Source organism: Bacteroides intestinalis DSM 17393 (genome assembly GCF_000172175.1).
GTDB lineage: Bacteria > Bacteroidota > Bacteroidia > Bacteroidales > Bacteroidaceae > Bacteroides > Bacteroides intestinalis.
The window spans coordinates 902,828-927,538 of sequence record NZ_ABJL02000007.1 but is presented as its reverse complement, the minus strand read 5'-3'; the positions used below and the strand labels follow the sequence as shown (position 1 = coordinate 927,538).

Genomic DNA, 24,711 nt, shown 5'->3' with positions numbered 1-24,711 from the left:
GGTCAGAAGTACCTCTATCCGAAGATGGTACGGAGCAAATAGGGATTTGATTCCTCTCTGATACGACTCTGACAGGATGCTGACAGCCTCTAATCCCGCCAACTGGTTATTTATATCTCCTCCTATATTCTTTAGGAGTAATTTCCATCTCTTTATTAAAAGCTTTCGAGAAATGGAATTGATCGTAGTACCCTAGACGGAAAGCAATCTCTTTGATTTTTAGATCGGAGAATTGCAAGAACGAACAAGCACGTTGAATTTTTAATTGGTTATAATATTCCATTGGAGCATAAGAAGTTCTCTCCGAAAACAATGCACTGAAATGAGATGCGGAATAGCCCACATGCTGAGCTATATCCTCCAGCGTAATCTTATTCTCCATATTCTCTTTCATAAAGGAAATGCTCTTCTGTATAAAATCCGTTTCTCTCACCTTCTTTATTTCTCTGAACTGATTAATATACTTCAAAGAAGCCAGAAAATGCATCAGGCAAAAGCTAACATATTCCAAGTTCTCAGGACTATATCCCATTTCCAAGTTCTGATACATTTCTTCAAATAGTTGAAAGCGATCATCATAACGGCTCTTATCCGACTCCTCCAAAGATATAGCCTTACCTATTATAGAGGAGAACATAGCCACGCCCTCGCCACAGAAATGTAGCCAATAGATACTCCAGGGATTCACTTCGTCCGCTCCATATGCATGTTGCTCATTAGCCGGTAATATAAAAGCCTGATTTTTAGTCAGGATATACTTCTCACCTTTATAACTAACCCAACCGCAACCACTCTCACAATATATAAAGACATTCTCGTTAGTCCCTTTTTCCCTTTCCCTAAAATGATTTTCTGCATGAGGATAGTATCCAATATGACTGACGAATAATTGTTTTGTAATATTATTCTCTCGTTGAAGGTTACGTATATTATATGGTGTAACGATAGCCTTCTCTCCTTTAAAACCTTCTGCAACCTTTTCCATAGTATCTGATTTTGGTAGTATTTTACATATATATCATAGTATTTTACATGAATGCTTATTCAAGCAATGCATTCAAGCATTTACAGCCATAAATATAATAAGATTATACATTAAATTGATAACAATCTGCATTTTTTTATTAAGTTTAATGGCATACATTTGCCATACAATAAATCGTATATCATGAAAACAAAACCATTTAGCAACAATTTTTACCTATTACTTATTTCGCTGGTATCTGCCATGGGAGGGCTACTCTTCGGATACGATTGGGTAGTCATTGGAGGTGCCAAACCATTCTATGAAATCTTCTTTGCAATTGAGAATTCTCCCGGTATGCAGGGATGGGTCATGGGCAGTGCCATTCTCGGCTGTTTAATAGGGGTAACAATTGCAGGTAGCTTATCTGATAAATATGGGCGCAAACCCTTGATGATAATAGCAGCTATCACTTTTACCGTTTCTGCAATAGGTACAGGAGCTGTCAATGACCTCAATTGGTTTATCTTTTACCGCATATTCGGTGGTATTGGCATCGGCATTGCTTCCAACTTATCTCCCATGTATATAGCCGAGGTATCACCCAGCCATGTACGAGGGAAGTTTGTATCGATCAATCAATTGACAATCGTATTAGGTATTCTGGCAGCCCAGTTCGTCAACTGGTTGATCGCTGACCCGGTAGTTCCCGGCGAAAACATTCTGGAAACATGGAATGGGCAAATGGGATGGCGTTGGATGTTCTGGGCAGAAGTAGTACCTTCGGGACTCTTTTTTATCCTTATATTCTTCATTCCCGAAAGTCCCCGTTGGCTGGCTACAAAATTACAATACGGTAAAGCTGAAAATATCTTGAGCCACATAGGTGGAAAAGAATATGCCAAAAAAGAAATTGAAAGCATTAAAACAGTTATAAATGTCACCAAAGAGAAGTTAAATATCCGTCTGCTTTTTCAAGGCAAGATACCGGGAATATTATTAATAGGCATCGTTATTGCAGCCTTCCAGCAATGGTGCGGACTAAACGTAGTGTTTAATTATGCCCAGGAAATCTTTGCAGCTGCAGGTTACGGTGTTTCTGATATCCTATTCAATATTGTAGTAACAGGAGTGACGAACGTAATATTCACTTTTGTAGGTATGTACACTGTAGATAAGTTGGGAAGACGCTCCCTTATGTTATTCGGAGCTTCAGGGCTTGCCATCATTTATATCATCATGGGCATATGTTACTACCTCAATATAACCGGAATGGCCGTACTAATTATGGTTGTATTAGCTATAGCATGCTATGCAATGACACTTGCTCCCGTTACATGGGTCGTATTATCTGAGATCTTCCCAAACCGTATCCGTGGTATGGCAATGGCAGTATCCACCTTCTCTCTTTGGGCAGCTTGTTTTGTACTGACATATACATTCCCTTTATTAAATTCCGGATTAGGTGCCTATGGTACTTTCTGGTTGTACGGAATCATCTGTATTCTCGGATTTGTATTCATCAAAATCAAATTACCCGAAACAAAAGGGAAATCACTGGAAAGCATTGAGAAAGAATTAACTAGTTAAAAACAACATATCATTTATTGAATTACATCTTACTTAAACGATGACAAGAAATCATCGCTTAACTTACCCTTATTGTCTAAAAAAACAATAAATACCTTATGGAGAAAATTACAGAATATTTAATTAAACCGACCCTCTCAGAAAAAGGAATTGTGAAAGTTTGGAAAGAAACAATCAAACTTCCGACTTATGAAATCGGAGAGGAAGAAAAAAATCCCATCTTTCTGGAAAAGCGTGTTTATCAAGGAAGTTCAGGAGTAGTTTACCCTTATCCTGTCGTAGAAAAGATATGCGACGAGAAAAAAGAAAAAGACTATCAGGCCTACTTCCTCGAAAACGAATACCTTAAAATTATGATCTTGCCGGAATTGGGAGGGCGAGTACAAATGGCTTATGACAAAGTGAAGAAACGTCACTTTGTCTACTACAACCAAGTCATTAAACCAGCCTTAGTAGGTTTGACCGGTCCTTGGATATCAGGCGGAATTGAATTCAACTGGCCTCAGCATCATCGTCCAAGTACATACTTACCTACCGACTGTATGATTGAAGAAAATGCAGACGGTAGTAAAACGGTCTGGTGCAATGAAGTAGAGCGTATGTTCAATACGAAAGGGATGCAGGGATTCACACTTCATCCGGACAAAGCTTATCTGGAAATTAATGTAAAGGTTTATAACCGAACTCCGTTCCCCCAAACTTTCCTTTGGTGGGCGAACCCTGCCGTTGTTGTGAACGACCACTATCACTCGGTTTTTCCACCCGATGTACATGCTGTTTTCGATCATGGGAAAAGAGATGTATCCAATTTTCCTATAGCTACAGGCATATATTACAAACAGGACTATTCGGAAGGTGTCGATATTTCCAAATATAAGAATATCCCTGTTCCCACTTCATACATGGCCATTAAATCACGCTATGACTTTGTAGGCGGATATGAAGAACATATACAGGCAGGATTATTACATGTAGCCGATCATCACCTCTCACCAGGAAAGAAACAATGGACTTGGGGAAATGGTGATTTTGGTATTGCATGGGACAGAAACCTTACTGATGAAGATGGTCCTTACATCGAATTGATGACAGGTGTTTATACAGATAATCAGCCTGACTTCACATGGTTACAACCTTATGAGGAAAAGTCATGGAAGCAATATTTCCTGCCATATAGTGAAGTGGGATATGTAAAGAATGCGACCAAAGATTTCATTTTGAATCTGGATGTTGCAGATAACACCGCATACATCATTGTATATGCAACCGGTAAGCAAGAAAACATCAAAATAGAATTAAAAGATATAACAGGAAAGGTGTTATTTGACAAAATAACCACACTTTCGCCAGAAAATATCTTTAAAAGTCAGATAAATATAACAAAAGAGTTACCCGAAAACCTTATTTTATCCTTGTATGATAACAATGGCAAACTACTTTTGAAATATAAAGCTGATAAGCCTGAAATAAAACCAACTCCGGATGCTGCTAAGGCAGCCAAACAACCCAAGGAGATAGCTTCCATAGAGCAATTATTCCTGACTGGGTTACATCTGGAGCAATATCGGCATGCGACCTATGACCCAATGGCTTACTACATGGAAGCATTGGAAAGAGAACCGGGAGATATACGTTGCAATAATGCCGTAGGGTTGCTGAATATGCGCCGAGGTAAATTTGAAGAAGCTGAACAGTATTTCCGTACAGCCATAAAAACATTAACAGAGCGTAATCCTAATCCTTATGATGGAGAACCCTATTATAATCTGGGGTGGAGCCTGAAGATGCAGGGTAAGTATGATGATGCATATAGTGCCTATTATAAAGCCACATGGAATGCGGCTTGGAGAGATGCAGGCTACTTTGGTGTGGCACAGATAGATTGTATCAGAGAGAATTGGACTGCCGCTTTGGAACATATAGATCTGGCTCTCATCCACAACTGGCATAATCATAAAGCACGCCAGTTAAAAGCTTCTATCCTGAGACATTCAGGAAAGACTGAAGAAGCCTTGAAATTTATTGAGGAATCATTGATTGTCGATAAGTTTAATTTGGGATGCCGATTTGAAAAATATTTCATTGAAAGCAATCCGGTAGAATTGCAGGAAATGCTAAGTATCCTCAACGGTAGTGTACACAACTATATTGAATATGCATTTGATTTTTCATCTGCAGGAATGTATGAAGAAGCTTCCCGGATTATGCATACTTATATAGACGAACAAACCAATATTTATCCAATAGCTGCTTATATGTTAGGATACTTTGCATCAATGGCAGGAGATAAAGAAACAGCCCAGAAATGGTATAAGAAGGCACAAAGCCTATCTCCTGACAAGTGTTTTCCAAACAGAATCGATGAAGTCAATGTACTGGCAGATGCTATGAAGATGAATCCAGAAGATTTCAAGGCTCCTTATTATCTGGGGAACTTCTGGTATGCACACCGCCGTTATGAAGAAGCTACTGTATGCTGGGAGAAATCAGTAGAGATAAATAATCAGTTCCCTACAGCTCTGCGCAACCTTTCATTGGCTTATTACAACAAAAAAGGCAGGAAAGAAGAAGCATGCCGATTGTTGGAGAAAGCATTTGAACTGGACCAAACGGACTCACGCATCTTTATGGAGCTGGATCAACTATATAAGAAAATGGGACGAGCCCATGCAGAACGCCTGACCTTTCTAGAGGCACATTTGGAACTGGTGGCACAGCGGGATGACTTATGCATAGAACGAATAACCCTCTATAATCAATTAGGCAACTATGAAAAGGCAAGAGAACTGATAGCCGCACGGAAGTTCCATCCGTGGGAAGGTGGCGAAGGTAAAGTTACAGGGCAATATATTCTCTGTCGGGTAGAACTTGCCAAAAAAGCTATTAAGGAAAAGCGATATCTTGAAGCCATCAGTCTTTTAAAAGAGACAGATCATTATCCGCATAATTTAGGTGAGGGTAAACTGATCAACGCCGAAGAGAATGAGGTAGACTACTATAAAGGAATAGCCTACCAAAAGCTGGGCAACGAAGCCGAATCCATAAAATACTTAATGAAAGCAACACAAGGTTCCAGCGAGCCTCAACAAGCATTCTATTACAATGACCAACAACCTGACAAGATTTTCTATCAAGGACTTGCCTGGAGGGCATTAGGAGAAGAGAGCAAAGCACGTAGCCGCTTCAACAAGCTGATAGACCACGGCAAGAAGCATCTCTTCGATGAATGCAAAATCGATTATTTCGCAGTATCCTTACCAGAGCTTGCGATCTGGGAGGATGACCTGAATGTACGTAACAAGGTTCATTGCTATTATGTTATGGCATTAGGATATAGTGGTATAGGAGAGGAAGAATTAGCAGAAGAATATTATGAAAAGGTGAAAAGACTTGATGTGAATAAACAAGTGTTCAGGATGTGATTGCTCTTATTGTACGGGAATGTGCCAGAATCGACACATTTCCCTGTACAGTAATTCACTTAGAAATAAACTATTAGTTAACAACAATATTAATATTATGAAAAGTTTATTTAGATTATCAGCATTATTAATGCTGCTTTGCTTTATGGGATGTTCGGACGATGAGGGTATCTCCTATCCTACATCTGATGCCCCGGAAATAAAAGTGTTGCGTGATGAATTGTATTCTAATCCCAACAGAAAGTTTGTGATTAAGGCTGATTTAAAAGATGATTTAGGCCTTAAGTCTTTGAAAATTGTGATTCCAGAATTTTATCTGGATAAGGAAATTGTATTCCCGACAGATACTTTAGTTACAGAATATGAGTTGGCTTATGAGTTTCTGGCACCAAAGGATACGAAAAATGAAGATGTATATAAAGTAAATCTTGCACTGGAGGATGTTTCTGGAAATGTTGTGACCAAAGAGCTTACATTACATTTGGATGGAGACTTTAATGCTCCTAATTTTTCAAATGTATCACCACAAGACGGAACAGTACAGCTATTGGAAAGCAAGATGGAATTGTCACTTTCCTTTAAAGTCACTGATGATTCAGGCTTAGATTCAGTATATGTGGAAGAACCGATATTGGGTATCATGGAAAGAATCAAATTAAACGGCGAGAAAGAGTACTCTTTCAACAAAACTTATTCTTTACCATCCAAACCGGAAGAGTATGAACTAAAAATAACAGCAATTGATAACTTTGTAGAAGCTAACAGGAAAACACAGAAAATTAAATATATTGTTTCCAGTGAAATGGTTACTTTGTTCCTGGCCGATGTTCCTAAGGGAACTGATTTAACAGCCGATGTTTGTGGGGTACCGATGCTCTATCATAAAAAATCAAATGGTATATTTACTTTCAAATATTATGCGGATTGTGATAATAAGGAAATCTACTTTTTGGGACAGGAGAGCGCTTTTGAACCTCACTGCTTTGGCGTATCAGAAGAGAACGGTAAATTGCTAAATAGTCCTTCTGCCGCACCAATAGTGCTACCAACAAAGGGATACTATGAGATTGTGGCAAATACCAAAGAGCAAACATATACTGTGACTCCTTATATACCTTCTTCAGCTGTGCACGATTCTCCTGATATCACGATGTGTGGTTACGGATTTGAAGGTGCCGGATGGGATCCCTCTAATAAAAACTGTCTACTCACACCGGACGCGGAAAATCCATATATACTTGGACGGACTCTTATATTGAACGAAACCCAGCTTAATGTAACCATTACCTATCCGGGCTGGAGTAAATATTGGCGCTTACTTGAAAATGGTATTATTGATTATATGGGTTCAAGCCAACCTTACTTGAAGGTAAATCAAAAGGGAAGTTATAAATTCATTATTGATACTGAGATTGCGCGTGCTAAATTATTGAAAGAATAATCATTAAATCATGTATATAGTCATGAAAAGAAATATTATATTTTCTCTTGTTGTTTTCTTCTTCTGCCTTACAGCTAATGCGCAGATAAAGGTTCGAGGAACTATTGTTGACGACAAAAATGAGCCTCTGATAGGTGTTAATATCCAAGAAGAAGGAACTACCAATGGTAGTATATCTGATGTGAATGGACAATACAGTATAACAGTAGCTGGAATAGATTCCAAACTGTCATTCTCTTTTATCTCTTACAAAACCATTGTAGAAAAGGTAGGGAATAGAACTGTCATTAATGTAACTTTGGTAGAAGATTCAGAGTTGCTTCAAGAAGTGGTGGTAGTAGGCTATGGCGTACAGAAAAAAAGTGATTTAACAAGTTCCATCTCTTCTGTGAAAGGAAAAGAAGTGAGATCAATGAATGTAAGCAATGCTACCGAAAGTCTTCAAGGAAAGGTGGCTGGTGTAACAATTGTAGGAGCAGGGAATCCAGGTGGTCAGCCAAAGGTTTTGATTAGAGGTTTCTCTACCATCAACTTGTCCACTGACCCATTGTATGTGGTTGATGGGGTTCCTATGGGCGAAGGAATCAATTTCCTTAATCCTAATGAGATTGAGAGCATTGAAGTCTTGAAAGATGCTTCTGCCAGTGCCATTTATGGTAGTCGTGCCTCAAATGGAGTTATTATGGTTACTACTCGTAAGGGAGTGGAAGGCAAACCTTCATTCTATCTCGATATGCATTATGGCGTACAGGAAATGAAAAATCCTTATAATATGGCAGATGCTGTGGAGTATGCTGAAATATTGAATACAGCCGCCCGCCAGGCCGGCTATCCGGAGGAATTTGAAAATCCCGCTTCTTTTGCAGGTAAAACAACAAATTGGTGGGATGCGGGTATTCGTCAGTTTACCCCTCAATTGAATGCAAGTTTGGGTGTACAGGGTGGAACGGAGAAGAATAAGTATTCGGTTAGTTTAAATTATTTTCAGCAAGATTCTTTCTACCAGAAGGGAGGATATAAGCGATTTACAGCTCGTTTTACCAATGATTATAAATTTAATAAGTATTTTTCAGCTGGATTCTCATTAAATCCGCGTTATGAATCATGGGGGAATCCTACTAATTGGTCGGACTTTGACAGAGTGGATCCTATTACCCCCATTTTTAAACCAGAGGATGAATTAAATGGTACTGAAAATGAATATAGTGTATATTCCCGTTCTCCTTCTCAAATTTGGAATCCAGTTGGTTATGTTCACAGATGGAATCAAAGTAATAATTCTTATGCTTTGTCATCTTCTGCCTATCTTGAAATTAAGCCGATAAGAGATTTGATATTTAGATCTCAATTCTCTATAGACTTAGATACTCGAATTTCCAATACGTTTGCACCGGATTTTGTTATTGATGCAGCTCATGAATTTCAGACGAACAACAAGTTCACGCGTAACAAACCCACTTATCGTAATTGGAGTTTGCAGAATACATTGACATACCTAAAAACTTTTGCAAATAAGCATAATTTTTCTTTTATGGTAGGTAACACCTTGGAAGAATGGAATAGTACTACTTTGTGGGGAAGCTATGAAAAAATGCCCAACAACTCAGATAATTTACATGAATTGGATGCTGGTACCGTCAATCCACAGACCGGAGGTAATTCTTCTACCACTTCTATTTTGTCTTATTTAGGTAGACTAACTTACAATTATAATGATAAGTATTATCTTACAGCTACTTATCGCGTGGATGGTTCTTCCAAATTCCTGTCCAAGAATAAATGGGCTTCTTTCCCTTCAGCTTCTATAGCTTGGCGTATGTCTAATGAGCCGTTTATGGAAAGTATAAAATCTGTACTTAACAGCCTTAAACTTAGAATAGGTTGGGGGCGTGTAGGTAATCAGAATCTACCTTCAGGAGTTTATATGTCTCAATTAGGACAAGGTTACTATGTATTGGGCGATAATGTGGTGAATACTGTTTACCCCAGTTTGGTTAAAAATGAGGATGTGAAATGGGAAACTGTAGAAGATTATAACTTTGGTATTGATTATGGATTATTTGATAATCGTTTAACGGGATCTTTTGAGTATTATATAAAGAATACTAAAGATATGCTTTTTCAGAAAGCTTATCCCAGTTATTCCGGCTACCCGGGTGATGCCAAGATTTGGACAAATGTAGGTTCTATGCGTACCAAAGGTTTTGAAATGGCAATCAGCTACAATGACCGTTGGGGAGATTTTACCTTTGGAACTACTTTAAACTTGACTACTTTCAACGTCAATATGACAGAGTTGACAGGCGATAAAGACCCATTGTATGGAAATGGTGAAAAGACAAAGACAATAGAAGGTGAAGAGCCTGCTTTCTTCTATGGATATGTGGCTGACGGTATCTTCCAGAATCAGACTGAAGTGAATCGTCATACTAATAACAAAGGACAGTTCTTACAACCTAACGCACAAGTTGGCGATATTCGATTTAAGGATATAAACGGAGACGGACAATTGAATGCAGATGACCGTACAAAGATTGGTTCTCCATGGGCTTATATGACGATGGGACTTAATCTGAACTTAGGTTATAAGAACTTTGACTTAGTGGCAAACTTCTATGCCAGTATCGGTAATGATCTTGTCAATCAGAATATTCAAGAATTGTACAATGCTGCCGGCAGTGGTGGAAAAGTGAATAAGGTGAGCGGTTTACTTGATATGGCTTGGCACGGTGAAGGAACTTCTAACTATGTTCCTCGCTTATCTACTCAAGATCATAATGAGAACTTTACCAAATTCTCATCTTTCTACATAGAGGATGGTTCTTACTTAAGACTAAAGAATTTACAATTGGGGTATACTTTTAAGAAAATCCCTGGCGTCAATAAACTGAGATTATATATAGCAGGACAAAACTTGTTTACCTTAACTGGCTATAATGGCGTTGAGCCCGAAGTTTCAGGTAGTGTGTTGAGTTTTGGATTTGGCGGATGGACTTATCCAGTACAACGTATATACTCAGTAGGTGTAAATGTAACATTTTAATAGATTGTAAATCATGAAAAAGAATATATTTGCTTTCATAATAGTGGCTTCATTGGGATTTATGTCTTGTGAAGATTTTATTGAACACGAAAAAAGAGGTGTTCAAGATTTGGATAACTATTTTAAGACAGATACAGAATGTCGTGACTTTGTCATTGACTTGTATAAGCGTGCATTGCTAAATAATGACTGGCAGCCGATAGCTCATACCAGAATAACGAATGAAACGGCTACCGATGATGCTTGGATGGGAAATACCGGACAATCTGCTGATGGATTCAGTCCAGCTTCGGAATACTTGATCACTCCCAATAGAATGGGATATCTTACAGATTTATTCAAGGAGAGATATAAGAATATTATGGCATGTAATATTGCCATAAACTCTATTCCCGAAGCTCCTATTTCTGAAGACAAAAAAAAGTCCTATGTCGGTGAAGCTCTATTTTGTCGCGCATATAATTACTTGGATCTTGTAGGCAATTTTGGGGGTGTACCATTGGTACTTAAAATGCTTTCATCCAATGATATGAATCTAGGGCGTTCTAGTAAAGAAGAAATATATCAGCAAATAGAGAATGATCTTAAGTCAGCCGTTCACATGGTAAATACTACGTATGGAAGTGAAGGAAAAGGTAGGGCTACTGTATGGACTTGTACTGCATTATTAGCAAGAGTTTCATTATATCAAGGAAAATGGGAAGAAGCTTATCATTATGCAGATACCACAATCATGAATAGTGGCTGTAAACTCGAACCTGATTTTCTAGATATTTGGAACGTCAATAATCACAATGGCATAGAATCGCTTATTGAAGTTCAGACAAGCACTGAAGTGGGTAAAATTTTGGGCAATCCCCTTTCTACACTTTGTGGAGGACGTGGTGAAAGTTTGGAAAATTTCCCCAGTAAAGACCCCAATGACATTATGGATGGTTGGGGATGGGGAGTACCCACCAGCGATTTGGAAAATTGTTATCTTTCGGAAGAAGATGAGATAAGAAGGCGCAGTACAATAACGGTTTGTGGTGACGCTGTATATGGTGATGAGGATTTAAACCCTACTTATGTATTTGACTTAGCACAAAATAAGTCTGGGCGTGTAATTCGTAAGTATTATATTCCCATTGCTACTCGTAGAACATTGGAAGATAAAAGATATAACGCTCCTTTGAATACTCCAATTATCCGTTTGGCAGAAATGTATCTGACGCGTGCAGAAGCAGCTTTTCACTTGGGTATGTTTGATGAAGCAATGGATGATGTAGACATCATTCGTGCTCGAGTAAAACTTTCTCCGAAAAAAGGAACTGTAACCGGTAACGAAATACTTTATGCTATTTGGAAAGAGCGCAGAATGGAATTGGCATTTGAAGGATTGCGTCTGTTTGATATTAGGAGACAGATAGATCCGGTCACTAATCAACCCGTTATAGCTGGTTTGTTCGGTCCGAATGGAAGTTTTGTTCGTTACAATATGTATGAATCAACGGATCAGTATGAAACGAGCAACCTTAAAGAGCTACAGAACAAAGGTATCAACTTCGATATCAATAAACATTTGGTATGGCCCATTCCTCAATCGGAAATAGATCGTAGTTTTGGTACTGTAACACAGAATCCTAATTACTAATAAACATAAGAGATCAAACTTAAATTTTATAGAAATGAGAAATAGCAAATATTTGCAGATATTAGGTATCTGTACACTGTTTTCAGTTACGGCATGTAGTTCCAAATTGGAGATTCCAGAACCGCCTGTTTACAATAAGGTGAGAAATATTTCAGTAGACTTGAATCAGGAAATGCAGACGATTGACGGCTTTGGGGCATCAGATGCTTGGCGCTGTCAGATGGTAGGAAAATATTGGCCGGAAGAGAAGAGAAATCAAATTGCCGATTGGCTGTTTAGCCAGGAAGTCGATGAAAATGGAAATCCAAAAGGCATCGGCTTGTCCATGTGGAGATTTTACATTGGTGCAGGAAGCACAGAACAAGGACTTGATAGCGACATTGCGGATGAGTGGAGACGGTCTGAATGCTTTTTATCAGCTGATGGTACTTACAATTGGAATAAATATGAAGGACAGAAATGGTTTTTAAAAGCCGCTCGAGACAGAGGGGTTGAACATTTTCTTGCTTTTAACCTAAGCGCTCCGGTTCATATGTCCATAAATGGGAAAGGCTTTTCAATTAAAGAGAAAAGGATGAATATCAAGGCAGGTATGATGCCTGATTATGCAGACTTTTTAGTAGAATGCATTGATAACTTGCAGAAGAAAGAAGGAGTTAAATTTGATTATTTAAGTCCTGTGAATGAACCACAATGGGATTGGAGTAAAGGCAGTCAGGAAGGGACTCCCGCCACTAATGAAGAAATATCTCAGTTCGTAAAATTACTATCAGAAAGACTCAGCAAAAGAGGATTGGCTACCAAAATAGCATTGGGAGAAGCTGGGAGTATTCAATATTTGTATAAAAATGTAGATAATGAGAACTTTGATAATCAGATTGATGATTTTTGGAATCCATCATCTCCGTTGAGCATTGCTTCTCTGCCCAATGTAGAGCGAGTAATGACTGGACACAGTTATTGGACTGTTTGGCCCGTCAAGGATTTAGTTTCACATCGTAAAGCCTTGAATGATAAAATAAAAGAGCACAGCGGCTTAAAATATTGGCAAACTGAGTATTCTATCCTCGAAAGCCCCGGAGAGTCCGAAATTCCTAACGGAAACGGAAATAAACGCGATTTGGGTATGCAAACGGCACTTTTTGTTGCACGTACTATTCACAATGATTTGACATTGGTAAATGCTTCCTCTTGGTCTTGGTGGACAGCTCTTACCCGTGCAGACTACAAGGACGGTTTGGTATATCTGGATGATGGAACAAATAATGGTTCACAAGTTACAGACTATTGCAAAAAAGATGGATTTGCCAGGGACTCTAAGCTTATGTGGATGCTAGGTAATTATTCTTTTTTTGTCCGTCCGGGTATGAAACGTGTTGCCGTTATTACCGAAAATCCAGACCCTGAGAAAGAGAGTAAAGATGTTATGATTAGCGCATACAAAGACGGTTCTTCCAAAAAGATAGTTTTGGTAGCAGTTAATGTCGGTTCTGTCAACCGAAAATATAATCTTCAAGATTTGAAACTGAAGAATCAGACTTTAACTCCTTACACCACTTCTGAAACATCCAATTTAGGAAAGGGAACGACAATAAAAACTAATGAGATTGTTGTTCCGGCAAAGTCTGTCGTAACTTTTGTTGGTGAACTAGAATAATGTAATGAATAACTTGAAATATTGACTCTATGCGTAATATTTTCTTTCTCATATTAAGTTGCTTTTGTCTGCTTTCAGTACACGCACAGAATGAAACGTCAAAAGATCATATTTCATTAGCTGGTATCTGGAACTTTAAATTGGATCCTTTGAATGTTAGTATTCCGGTAAAAGGAAGTAATTTTGTATCTAAGTTTCCAGAAGAAATAACTCTGCCGGGGTCTACAGACCAAGCTGGAAAAGGATTTAAAACGCAAGATATGAGTTCGCTTCGGCTTACTCGCATGTTTGAATATAGTGGAGCAGCTTGGTATGAGAAAGAAAATATTTTTATTCCTGAATCTTGGAAAGACCAACAACTTTTTCTGTTTTTGGAACGAGTACATTGGGAAAGCCAAGTGTGGATTAATGGGAAATTTGTCGGAAAAGAGGAAAGTCTTTCTACACCACATTTGTATGATATAACTTCTTATGTAAAGTTTGGAGACTGGAATACTGTTCGCATTAGAGTAGATAATGGGAACATCCATGATATAGCCTATACACATGCCATCAGTGCTGAAACACAGACTAACTGGAATGGCATTATTGGACGTATGGAAATCCAGGCTGTAAGTAAGGTACATATTGCTGATGTACAGATATATCCTTTACAAAAAGAAAAAAGGCTAAAGATTGTGGCGCAGATTGTGAACTATAGTAACCTGCCGGTTAAAGGCGATATACGGATAAATTGTCATTTTTTGAATGATTCTCAAGATTTGCATCTAAAGGAGAAAAATACAACTTTTAATAGTTCGGATTCTTTAATACACTTGGTACATTACTATGATTTGGGAGATAAGCTATACACTTGGGATGAATTTGAGCCTAATCTGTATGAAATTGACTATGAGATAAAGTGTTGCGGTAAGAGTGATGTGCGAAAAATAAAATTTGGTATTCGTGACTTTGGAACAAAAGGTACGCATTTCACGATAAATGATATTCCTACATTTATTCGCGGTGCTGTAAATTCTTGCGAGTTCCCCATTACCGGTTATCCTCCGATGGGTTATGAAGAGTGGAAAAAGGTAATGAAGGTATATAAAGATTACGGATTGAACTGCATTCGTTTTCATTCTTGGTGTCCCCCTGAGTCCGCATTTCAAGTTGCAGATGAATTGGGCTTGTATTTACAAGTCGAAAACTCGGACTGGCGTTTTACGGTAGGGGAAGATGAGGCAACCAACGCTTTCTATTTAGATGAAGCTCAACGCATTATTAAGGAATATGGAAATCATCCGTCTTTTGCCTTCTTTTGCGAAGGCAATGAATTAGTTGGAAAAGGTTGTGTGGATTTTCTAAAAGAAATGCTAACTGAATGGAAGAAAGACTCACGTCATCTTTATGTAGCTGCATCTGGTTATCCTACAGTGGAAGGAAGTGATTTTTTCGATTTTTATGGTGCTCGTCCACAGCGTTGGCAGGAAGGCCTGAAAGGACGTTTTAACTCGCAGCCATTAAACACAAGATATGATTACATAGATTATGTAAAAAAATTCTCAATACCTATGGTGACTCATGAGATAGGACAATGGTGTGCTTATCCTGATTTTAACCAAATATCTAAATATATAGGGGTTTTAAAACCTTATAACTATGAACTTTTTAGAGAAGATCTCCGTAATAAAAAAATGCTTGATCAGGCTCATGATTTTCACATCGCTTCAGGTAAGTTCCAAGTTCTTCAAAAAAAGGAAGAATTTGAATCTTATTTCCGCACCCCTGGTTTCGGAGGCTATCATTTACTTCAACTAAATGACTTCCCTGGTCAGGGTACTTCACCGGTCGGAGTTGTTGATGTTTTCTATGATGCTAAGCCTTATGTGGATGCCCAAACATTCAAACAGATACAAAGTCCTTGTCTTCCTTTATTACGTACTGATAAGTTGGTGTGGAGTCAAAATGAAACTTTTGAAGGAGATGCCCAAGTAGCTAATTTTTTGAAAGAAAAACTAAAAGGAGCAGTAGTGGACTGGAAACTTGAATATCTGAATGGCAATGTTTATAAAGACGGCTCCTTTAAACTAGATATTCCGAATGGTGGCATTACTGACTTGGGAAGAATTTCTATTCCCTTGACCGAAATTTGTCAAGCTGCAAAGATGGTATTGAAGATGGAAATTAGAAACACCTCATTTTCCAATAACTGGGCTATATGGGTTTACCCAGACAAGCTACCAGAAATATCAGAAAAAAAAGTAATGTTGGCCAGAGAATGGAATAATAGAGTCAAACATTATTTGCAGAAAGGAGGAACGGTATTGTTACTTGCTGATACTGCCCAAGTAAAATCTGACGTGCCCCCTTGTTTTTCCAGCATATCCTGGAATGCAGTCTGGTCTGGTACACCTCCAAATACTTTAGGTATTTTATGTAATCCCAAACATGCCTTATTCAGACATTTTCCTACAGAAGAACATTCAAACTGGCAATGGTTTGACTTGGTGCGTAATTCGAAACCTATGTTGCTTGATCATACTACTTATGAATTTAAACCCTTAGTGCAGATTATTCCAGATTGGAACAACAATCGAAAGATAGGCCTAATTTTTGAAGCTAAGGTAGGTAAAGGAAAACTAATGGTTACTTCTATCGCCTTTGACCGGATTATGGCTCATAGCCCTGTTGCACGGCAGATGTATTACAGTCTGGTAAACTACCTTAATTCACCCGATTTCTCTCCAGAAGTGACCCTTACTAACGAAATGATTGACAAGATATTTATTCAGCCATGAAACACAAGAATATCCCTTTGATATTGTTGATCCTTTTTTCAGCCGTGACATATAATTTATATGCCCAGCAGAAATACTGGAATGAGCACACTCAACTCACCCCATGGCGTTTTCCATTAACGGCAGACAAGGCTGGACTCACTTATGAAGATCTCACGGGAGACGGTACGCCAGATATCATCCGTGCTTTCGTCCTCGACAGCATTCCCGTCATGTGGATTGATGACGACGGAGATATGAGATACGATGATTTGGAAGGTGATACAGATAATGATTGCCTGCTGATAGACCTGAACAAAGATGGCATCTTCGGTGGTCCGAAAGACCTCTGCATAGACTGGGTGGACACAGACGAAGACGGAATAGCCGATATGCAATTGGTTATTTATAACGGCAGTGCCGATGCTCGTTGCGGCTATGACTGGGACTCTGATTTCATTATTGTTATAGATATTGAGAAGGATGATATCAAAAGTTTCATCGACTGGAACCAACTACTCCCTTTATGCTGGGAACATAATGGTCATTCTAATTTCTTTCAAGATTATCATGGGAACACACTATTGCTGAAAATGCATTCATCTAGTTTCAGAGTTGCCGACACTCGCTTCAACTGCGAAAATCCTTTTATCTTCTACGATCACGACAATGATAACCTGACTGAAATGTCTGTCCGCCTAATGGATATTCCACACGTTCGTCCCTGTAACGGGGACACTCCCCATGAAACATTCAGAAAAGTGTCTGATGAAATAGATGTTGTGTATAGCGGCCGCATTCCTTGGGCAAGTATCTCTTGGGATGTGGATAATGATAACGGGCAGGGCAACGAATTCGATTTTGATATGACTGTCCATTTCTATGGAAAAGGATTCGATTATTCTGATCAGATACATAAATTTAAAAACCTGCGCGGACTTCCGGAGGCTGACAGATATATTTACGACCCACGTTGGCGACAAATGTCCGAACTTATCTATCCGGACGAAAAAGTGGCTTATAATATGATTTTCCGAAAAGGGAAGTGGGATTACTGCTGGTTTGTCTTTGATGAGGACGACGACTGCAACCGTTGGGAGCGTGTAGAGTTCTACTATCCATACGACCTATTCAAAGTAGGTGCTGCACAAGGCGGACTCGATAGCCACAAGCAAGCTGATGCAGCCGGTGACCGTGGAGAGTTCGATCAGGATAACTCTGGAAAAGGGAAACTATACCTCTCCCCCATCGACGGAAAGATACATCTTTTCGGTGCTGAATGGGGCGCCTGGCGCATTGACCAAAATGCAAAATGCTTTCAGGGATACGGCGGATTATATCCCCCAGGAGAAAAAGAGCAACGTTTACACAAAGACCCAGAGTCTTTCGCAACAGTCAAGTATACGGATACCGATAACAATGGATTTTTCGACTTGATAGAATATGACCTTAACGGAGACAAAATATTTGAAGAACGTGTATCTTTGCTCGAACTGAATATCGATGATTCGGGGATGATTTATGATACCTCTGAGATGAAATATGAAGATGTCAAAGCATTATTTGATATATGTACAAATGGAATGTGGGAACGGGGACAAGAGGCCATAGAAGTAACAGGACAATATAACCTGAACACAAGCTGGTACTCATTCTGGAAACAACCTCACACTCCGTTCGAACGATATTCATACGGATATTGGCTTAATTTCTATATTTATAAAGATCTTTGCCATCTGGCAGAACTGAACAAAGATACTAAAATGCGAAAACGACTGGATAAAGCATATTATTCAGGCAATTGGAAGGAGGTACTAAAATGAAAAAGATCTTGATACTTTCCTGCGTTGCATTATTGATGCTTTCCTGTACACCGACAGAGTCAGTAATAGATTTGTCTGGCGAGTGGAAAGTAAAAATTGATTCTGTACAATACAAAATAATGCTGCCGGGTTCTCTTGCCGAAAATAAAGTTGGTTTTCAGCCTAAGGATTCCGTAACCAATATTCTGACCGAAACCTATAGCTACCAAGGAGTAGCGTGGTATGAAAAAGATATTGAAATTCCGGCTTCATGGGAAAATCATCCCGTAGAGTTGTTTATGGAAAGAACAAAAGTTTCCGAAGTATTTATCAACGGAATATTTTTGGGGAGCCAGAACAGCGTGTCCACTCCACATATATATATGATTGATTCGCTGCTTAAAATCGGCAAGAACAGTATCAGAATCAAAATAGACAACACTAAAAGTCTGCTCCCATTGGGCGGTTCGCATGCATATTCAGAACATACTCAAAGCAACTGGAATGGCATTCTCGGTGATTTTTATTTAAGGAAATTACCTGATATCTGTATCCGGCAAATACGAATAGACAGTCCATCCAACGGTAACTGCCTCGTGACGGTATCACTCGCCAATTATTCAAAGGAAACAGATATAGGAATAAAAATAGTGGTTGTAAATTCCGATGACAGCAAGGTAGTAGAAGAAACTGTAAAAGCATCTGTTCCCCAAGGTAAATCGGAACATACAATAAAAGTAAGAATTCCCGTTCCGCAGTTATGGGATGAATATACCCCCTGCCTATATAACTTCCGAATAGAGATACCCAATTATGATTCCCAATGTGTTCAGACCGGATTCAGAGACTTCAAAACGGCAGGGACACAATTCATAAACAACGGAAGGGTTGTTTTTTTGCGTGGAAAAAATGAAGGTGGAGTTTTTCCATTGACTGGATATCCAAGTATGGAAATCAATGACTGGAAACGATACTTCGAAACCATCCGTTCCTATGGTATCAATCATGTACGTTTCCATTCATGGACACCTCCCCAGGCAGCTTTTTATGCAGCTGATGAAACAGGTATATTTCTCCAACCCGAACTACCTTTATGGGGAACATACCGGGAAAAAGACACCATTCTCATTTCTTATATGAAACAGGAAGGCAAAAGAATCATTCAAACATATGGAAACCATCCCTCATTTGTCATGTTCAGTTTGGGCAACGAGCTTGAAGGAGACACCGCTATAATGGCAAGTATAGTGAAAGATTTGAAGAAATATGATAAACGCCATCTCTATATTTTAGGAACCAACAATCATTACTGGAATCCTCAAACCCATACAGAAGAAGATTTCTTCGTCGCTATGCGACATGGGAAAGCGGCCAACAATAACAGTACAGACCTACGCGGTTCTTTCTCTTTTGCCGATTCCAATCAGGGAGGTATAATAAATTGCAACGTTCCAAACGCCATGCGCAACTTTACAACAGCCATACAAGGTATGAATAAGCCAGTAATAGGACATGAAACCGGACAATATCAAGTATATCCCAATTTTGAGGAAATAGACAAATATGCAGGAGTATTACGTCCACTGAACTTCATAGTATTCAAAAACAGGCTGAAAGAGACCGGTATGAGTACTAAGGCAAAAGCTTTTCTGAAAGCATCAGGCGCATTGGCTGCATTGTGTTACAGAGAAGAAATCGAAATGTCGCTCCGTACTCCACAATTTGGTGGCTTCCAGTTGCTCGATCTGCAAGACTATCCAGGACAAGGCACTGCCTTGGTAGGTATCCTTGACGCATTTTTGGAATCCAAGAATGTTATCTCCACAGAAAAATGGAATGAATTCTGCAATGACATAGTCCCATTGGCACGTTTTTCTAAATACTGCTGGAACACGGACGAAACATTTATTACAGAAGTCCAGATTGCCAACTATGGACAGTCCGATATAAAGGACAAAATCATATCATGCACATTGTCTACCGAAGACGGAGAAATTCTTTATTCAGAAGATATCGGAAATACAGCCATTCCGCAAGGCCAATTATCAACTTTCAAAAGTTTACATATACCACTTAACCACGTAAAGGAATCCCAAAAGCTGACTTTCCGCATTGCCCTAAAGAATACGTCTTACCACAACTCATGGAATATATGGGTATATCCCCGTTATGATAAAATAAAAGAAGGAGTCATAGACGGAGTGACCGTGACCCGCGATAGTAAAGTCTTCGCAAAATTATATCAGGAGAAAAAACCGGTTTTATATATCCCCAAAGAAAAGGATATCAAAGATAAATCGGTAGGAGGACTTTTCATAAGTGATTTTTGGAACTACAAAGTCTTTGACAATGTAACCAAAAGCCTTGGAAAAGAGTCTTCTCCCGGAACACTGGGATTACTAATTGAAAGTCCGGAACACAGTATTTTCAATTCTTTTCCAACGGATTTCCACTCTAACTGGCAATGGTGGAATATTATAAAGAAATCCAGCCCTATAATACTAGATGAAATGCCAAAAGATTATTACCCGATTGTACAGGTAATCGACAATTTCGAACGAAATCATAAGCTAGGGTTAATATACCAATTACCGGGAACAAAAGCATTAGTATGTTCTTCCGACTTGTTTGCAATAGCTGACGAACCGGAAGTTAAGGCACTTTTCCACAGTTTATTAAACTATTTGAAAACAGAGAAAAAACAAAAATAAAAGAATATGAAATATCTGTATCTACTATTATGCACATTGTTAGGGTTTGACGTCATGGCACAGACCGGTCAATCCTTCGAATTCACGCAAATCCGCCAAGAACTGCAAAAAAAATGGCCGGATAACAGAACTGTAAACCTTGTATTTCATGGACACAGTGTACCTTCCGGCTATGCCAACACACCTAATGTAAAAACGCTTCAAGCTTATCCCCATCAAGTCTTGGAAGCTGTCAAAGAAATATATCCATATGCAGTAGTCAACTCTATTACCACATCTATTGGTGGTGAAAATGCCGAACAGGGGGCCAAACGATTCAAACAAGAGGTCTTACCTCATCGTCCGGACATTTTATTCATAGATTATGCTCTGAATGACCGTAGCATCGGACTGGAAAGAGCTTTGAAAGCCTGGGAAAAAATGATAAAGGAAGCACAGAAGCAAAACATCCCAATCATTCTCCTAACCCCAACACCCGATTTAACCGAAGATATATTGGACGATAATTCTCCACTTGAACAACATAGCCGCCAGATACGTCGTTTAGCCCACGACTATAAAACAGGACTGATAGACAGCTATGCAACCTTCAAGGAGAAAAGAAAAAATGGAGAAGATTTAAAAATATATATGAGCCAGAGCAATCACCCCAATGAGAAAGGACATCAGGTGGTAACCAGACTCATCTTGAACTATTTCTTCGAGGAGGCACAATGGAATGAATACTGCCAAAATCAAACCATGACGATTATGAAAAAGATAGCCGACTGGCAGCTGATGAATTTTGAGAATCAAGTACGGAAAGGCTCCCAATGGACAAATTCGCATGCCTACTGGGCATGGACTAACGCGACCATGTATATCGGTATGGCAGAATGGGCGGAGATGTCTGATGATCCCAAATACTGGAACTTCCTGCTCACCATAGGCGAAAAGAATCAATGGCAGACTGGCCCTAGTATCTATTTTGCCGATGACATCTGCATCATCCAGCCTTATGCTATGTTATTCAATAAATACAAGGAACCACGCATGATCAAAAAATCCGTTAAGACCTTAGATACTCTCATTGCCAACCCCAGACACAACAGCCTAAGCTATTATGCTGACGGTTCACATTCCCGCTGGTGTTGGTGCGATGCCCTGTTTATGGCTCCGACTTCTTTTGCCCGTATTGGAAAAATAACAGGAGAACCAAAGTATTTTGAGTTTATGGATAAAGAATTTCAAATCACTTACGACAGTCTCTACTCAGTTGCCGATAGTTTATTTTTCAGAGATACCAGATATATCAATATGCGTGAGCAAAACGGGAAGAAAGTATTCTGGGGACGAGGAAACGGCTGGGTAACAGGGGCACTGACCTTCATCATCGACAACATGCCTGCCCAACATCCCTCACGCGTTTTCTATATCAGTCTTTTCAGGCAAATGCTGAAAAAGATATCTACGCTTCAGGATAAACAAGGCTTCTGGCACTCTTCTCTACTGGACACAGCTTCCTATCCCATGCCGGAAACCAGTGCATCAGGTTTCTTCACATATAGCCTGTTCTGGGGCCTTAATCATGGATATCTTGAAAAAGAAGAATATCTGCCCATTGCAAAAAAAGCGTGGAATGCATTAGCTTCCGTCGTACACGAAGACGGCAAGATAGGCTATGTACAACCAATAGGAGCTGACCCGAAGAAGGTAGATATAAACGACACAGAAGTGTATGGTACGGGGGCTTTCCTGCTAGCTGCAACCGAATATGTCAAATACTTAAAGCATACAAAATGAAAAATAGACTTTTACTCGTACTGATCTTTATCCCTTGCCTGCTTTCAGCGCAAAACGGATATTATTTCTTCACTGAAAGCGACATCAGCCAAATACGCTCAGCCGCAAAAACGGAATGGGGAAAGAGCATTATAGAATCACTGAAAGATACCGTGGAAGCCCGGCGAGAATATCCCCTAACCGTACCTTTACTGGAAGGAGGACATATACACGATTATTTTTGTCCCGAACACAAAGTACGTTTTTCATTCGACTGGAATAAGCCGGAAGCACATTACTGTTCACAATGCAAGCATTATTGGACAGGAAATAAGCGTTATGATTGGGCATGGGTAAATGTGGCGCATACTCATAATTATACATATTTGCGCAACTGTATGTATTTATACCTTGCCACTGGCAATAAAGTCTATGCTGAATACATCCGGAATATGTTATTGGATTATGCATCCAAATATATTACTTATCTAGACCACGACACAGCTAGGAAAGTAGGTCCCTGGGGAGGCAAAATGTTTGGTCAAAGCCTTGATGAATCTGCATGGGCCAGTGATGTCTGCCGAGCCTATATGGTAGCCAAATCCATAATGACAACTAACGAAATAAGAGAGATAGAAAAAGGTTATCTTATACCCTGTTCCGAGCTTTTGCTGAGAAGAAGAGGAACTGCCAATTGGCAAGTATGGCACAATAGCGGTCTGATAGCATTAGGAGTAGCATTACAAAATGACAGCATCATCAACGTAGCTATCAATGATCCAGAATGTGGATACCATGCCCAAATGGAGAGATACGTTATGGATGACGGCTGGTGGGGCGAAGGTTCTCCTACCTATCATTATTATCCTTTACGAGCTATGCTTCTGTCAGCTGATGCCGTACGTTGCCGTAATATTAATCTATATGACAGAAAACTATATAAAATGCTTGCTGCTCCTGCATCCGGAGTATATGCAGATCTATATTTTCCAGCCCACAATGACGGATGGTATGGAGAGTCTTTAATTGCTCAGGTCAGCCTATATGAAATTGCCTACCAACGCTACAACAAGGATCCATTTTTCCTGAGTGTACTTCAACAGTGCTACCGATATACAGACAGGAACTTCGGTGAAGCATTACAGAATAATATAGAAATTCCTCAAGTAACAGCAATGGCAGCATGGCCATCCGTTCATTTTAAGGAAACGGGCTATGCTGTACTCAGATCAGGCACAAAGACAGTAGTCATGAAATACGGTCCACATGGTGGAGGACACGGTCATCCAGATAAACTATCCATTTCCATTCATGACGGTGAAAAGGAGATTGTATCTGACATGGGGACATGTGCCTATGGAGTACCTGCATTTACGAAGTGGTATCGGAAAACTTTATCACACAGCACACTAACCGTAGATGCTAAAGATCAAAAAGAATCAACCGGCAAATTGTTGGCATTCAAAGCATATAAGGACGGAGGAGAAGTTTCGGCAGAAGCTCTGGGGGCATATTCTGGAGTCACAACGGAAAGAAAGTTAATTTTAAAAAAGAATAAACTTACAGATATACTTACCGCCTGTTCTGATGAGCAGCATCTCTATGATTATGTCTTGATGCTTACAGAGAAACCTGTATTCAGCCAAACCGGAGAAGCTATCATCCTCAATGACTCGCCAAGCTACAACTATATAAAAAACGCAATAGTGCGAAAGCAATCATCGCCCCTTAGTTGCAAAATAGGAAAAGCATATATGAAGATCGAAGTGCCCGATGGACAAGAGTTTGAAGTTATTACGGGGGAAGCTCCTGGCATTCCACCGGGAAACGGAAGTGTTCTGCCAAAATATGATTCACCTTTTTGCTATCCTTTGATTGTAAGAGTAAAAGATAAGAAACTGAGAATTAAGACAGAATGGAAATTTTAA

The 24,711-nt window shown here is 39.3% G+C and carries 12 protein-coding genes; 11 read left to right on the top strand and 1 reads right to left on the bottom strand.

What is annotated here, in order from left to right:
- Window positions 1-106 precede the first annotated feature (106 nt).
- Window positions 107-985, bottom strand: a complete 879-nt coding sequence (locus BACINT_RS07270; RefSeq protein WP_007661863.1) for an AraC family transcriptional regulator — start codon at window positions 983-985, stop codon at window positions 107-109.
- Window positions 986-1,168: 183 nt separating this feature from the next.
- Between BACINT_RS07270 and BACINT_RS07265 the strand changes: the two genes are divergently transcribed.
- From BACINT_RS07265 to BACINT_RS07215, 11 genes are all read left to right on the top strand, one after another.
- Window positions 1,169-2,554 carry a sugar porter family MFS transporter gene (locus BACINT_RS07265; RefSeq protein ID WP_007661862.1) on the top strand — a complete coding sequence of 462 codons (1,386 nt, stop codon included), beginning with the start codon at window positions 1,169-1,171 and terminating at the stop codon, window positions 2,552-2,554.
- A 98-nt stretch (window positions 2,555-2,652) separates the two neighbouring features.
- Complete coding sequence (locus tag BACINT_RS07260) at window positions 2,653-5,976, top strand: DUF5107 domain-containing protein (protein WP_007661860.1); 3,324 nt, start codon at window positions 2,653-2,655, stop codon at window positions 5,974-5,976.
- A 97-nt stretch (window positions 5,977-6,073) separates the two neighbouring features.
- Window positions 6,074-7,417, top strand: coding sequence for a hypothetical protein (locus BACINT_RS07255; protein ID WP_225663139.1), 1,344 nt, complete (start codon window positions 6,074-6,076; stop codon window positions 7,415-7,417).
- Between the two features lie 22 nt (window positions 7,418-7,439).
- On the top strand, window positions 7,440-10,460 hold the full coding sequence (locus tag BACINT_RS07250) for a SusC/RagA family TonB-linked outer membrane protein (RefSeq protein WP_232288750.1): 3,021 nt from the start codon (window positions 7,440-7,442) through the stop codon (window positions 10,458-10,460).
- A gap of 13 nt (window positions 10,461-10,473) precedes the next feature.
- A complete protein-coding gene (locus tag BACINT_RS07245) occupies window positions 10,474-12,093 on the top strand; it encodes a RagB/SusD family nutrient uptake outer membrane protein (protein WP_007661844.1) in 1,620 nt (539 codons plus the stop codon).
- A 34-nt stretch (window positions 12,094-12,127) separates the two neighbouring features.
- Entirely contained in the window at window positions 12,128-13,750 is a 1,623-nt protein-coding gene (locus tag BACINT_RS07240; protein ID WP_007661843.1) for a glycoside hydrolase, read from the top strand.
- A 29-nt stretch (window positions 13,751-13,779) separates the two neighbouring features.
- Window positions 13,780-16,530 carry a sugar-binding domain-containing protein gene (locus BACINT_RS07235; protein WP_007661841.1) on the top strand — a complete coding sequence of 917 codons (2,751 nt, stop codon included), beginning with the start codon at window positions 13,780-13,782 and terminating at the stop codon, window positions 16,528-16,530.
- On the top strand, window positions 16,527-18,332 hold the full coding sequence (locus tag BACINT_RS07230; RefSeq protein WP_007661840.1) for a hypothetical protein: 1,806 nt from the start codon (window positions 16,527-16,529) through the stop codon (window positions 18,330-18,332). The genes BACINT_RS07235 and BACINT_RS07230 overlap by 4 nt, the downstream gene beginning before the upstream one ends.
- On the top strand, window positions 18,329-21,022 hold the full coding sequence (locus BACINT_RS07225; protein ID WP_007661828.1) for a glycoside hydrolase family 2: 2,694 nt from the start codon (window positions 18,329-18,331) through the stop codon (window positions 21,020-21,022). The genes BACINT_RS07230 and BACINT_RS07225 overlap by 4 nt, the downstream gene beginning before the upstream one ends.
- A 6-nt stretch (window positions 21,023-21,028) precedes the next feature.
- The gene (locus tag BACINT_RS07220; RefSeq protein WP_007661826.1) at window positions 21,029-22,804 is read left to right on the top strand and encodes a glycoside hydrolase family 88 protein; all 1,776 of its coding nucleotides are present in this window, start codon (window positions 21,029-21,031) and stop codon (window positions 22,802-22,804) included.
- Window positions 22,801-24,711 carry a heparinase II/III domain-containing protein gene (locus tag BACINT_RS07215; protein WP_007661824.1) on the top strand — a complete coding sequence of 637 codons (1,911 nt, stop codon included), beginning with the start codon at window positions 22,801-22,803 and terminating at the stop codon, window positions 24,709-24,711. The genes BACINT_RS07220 and BACINT_RS07215 overlap by 4 nt, the downstream gene beginning before the upstream one ends.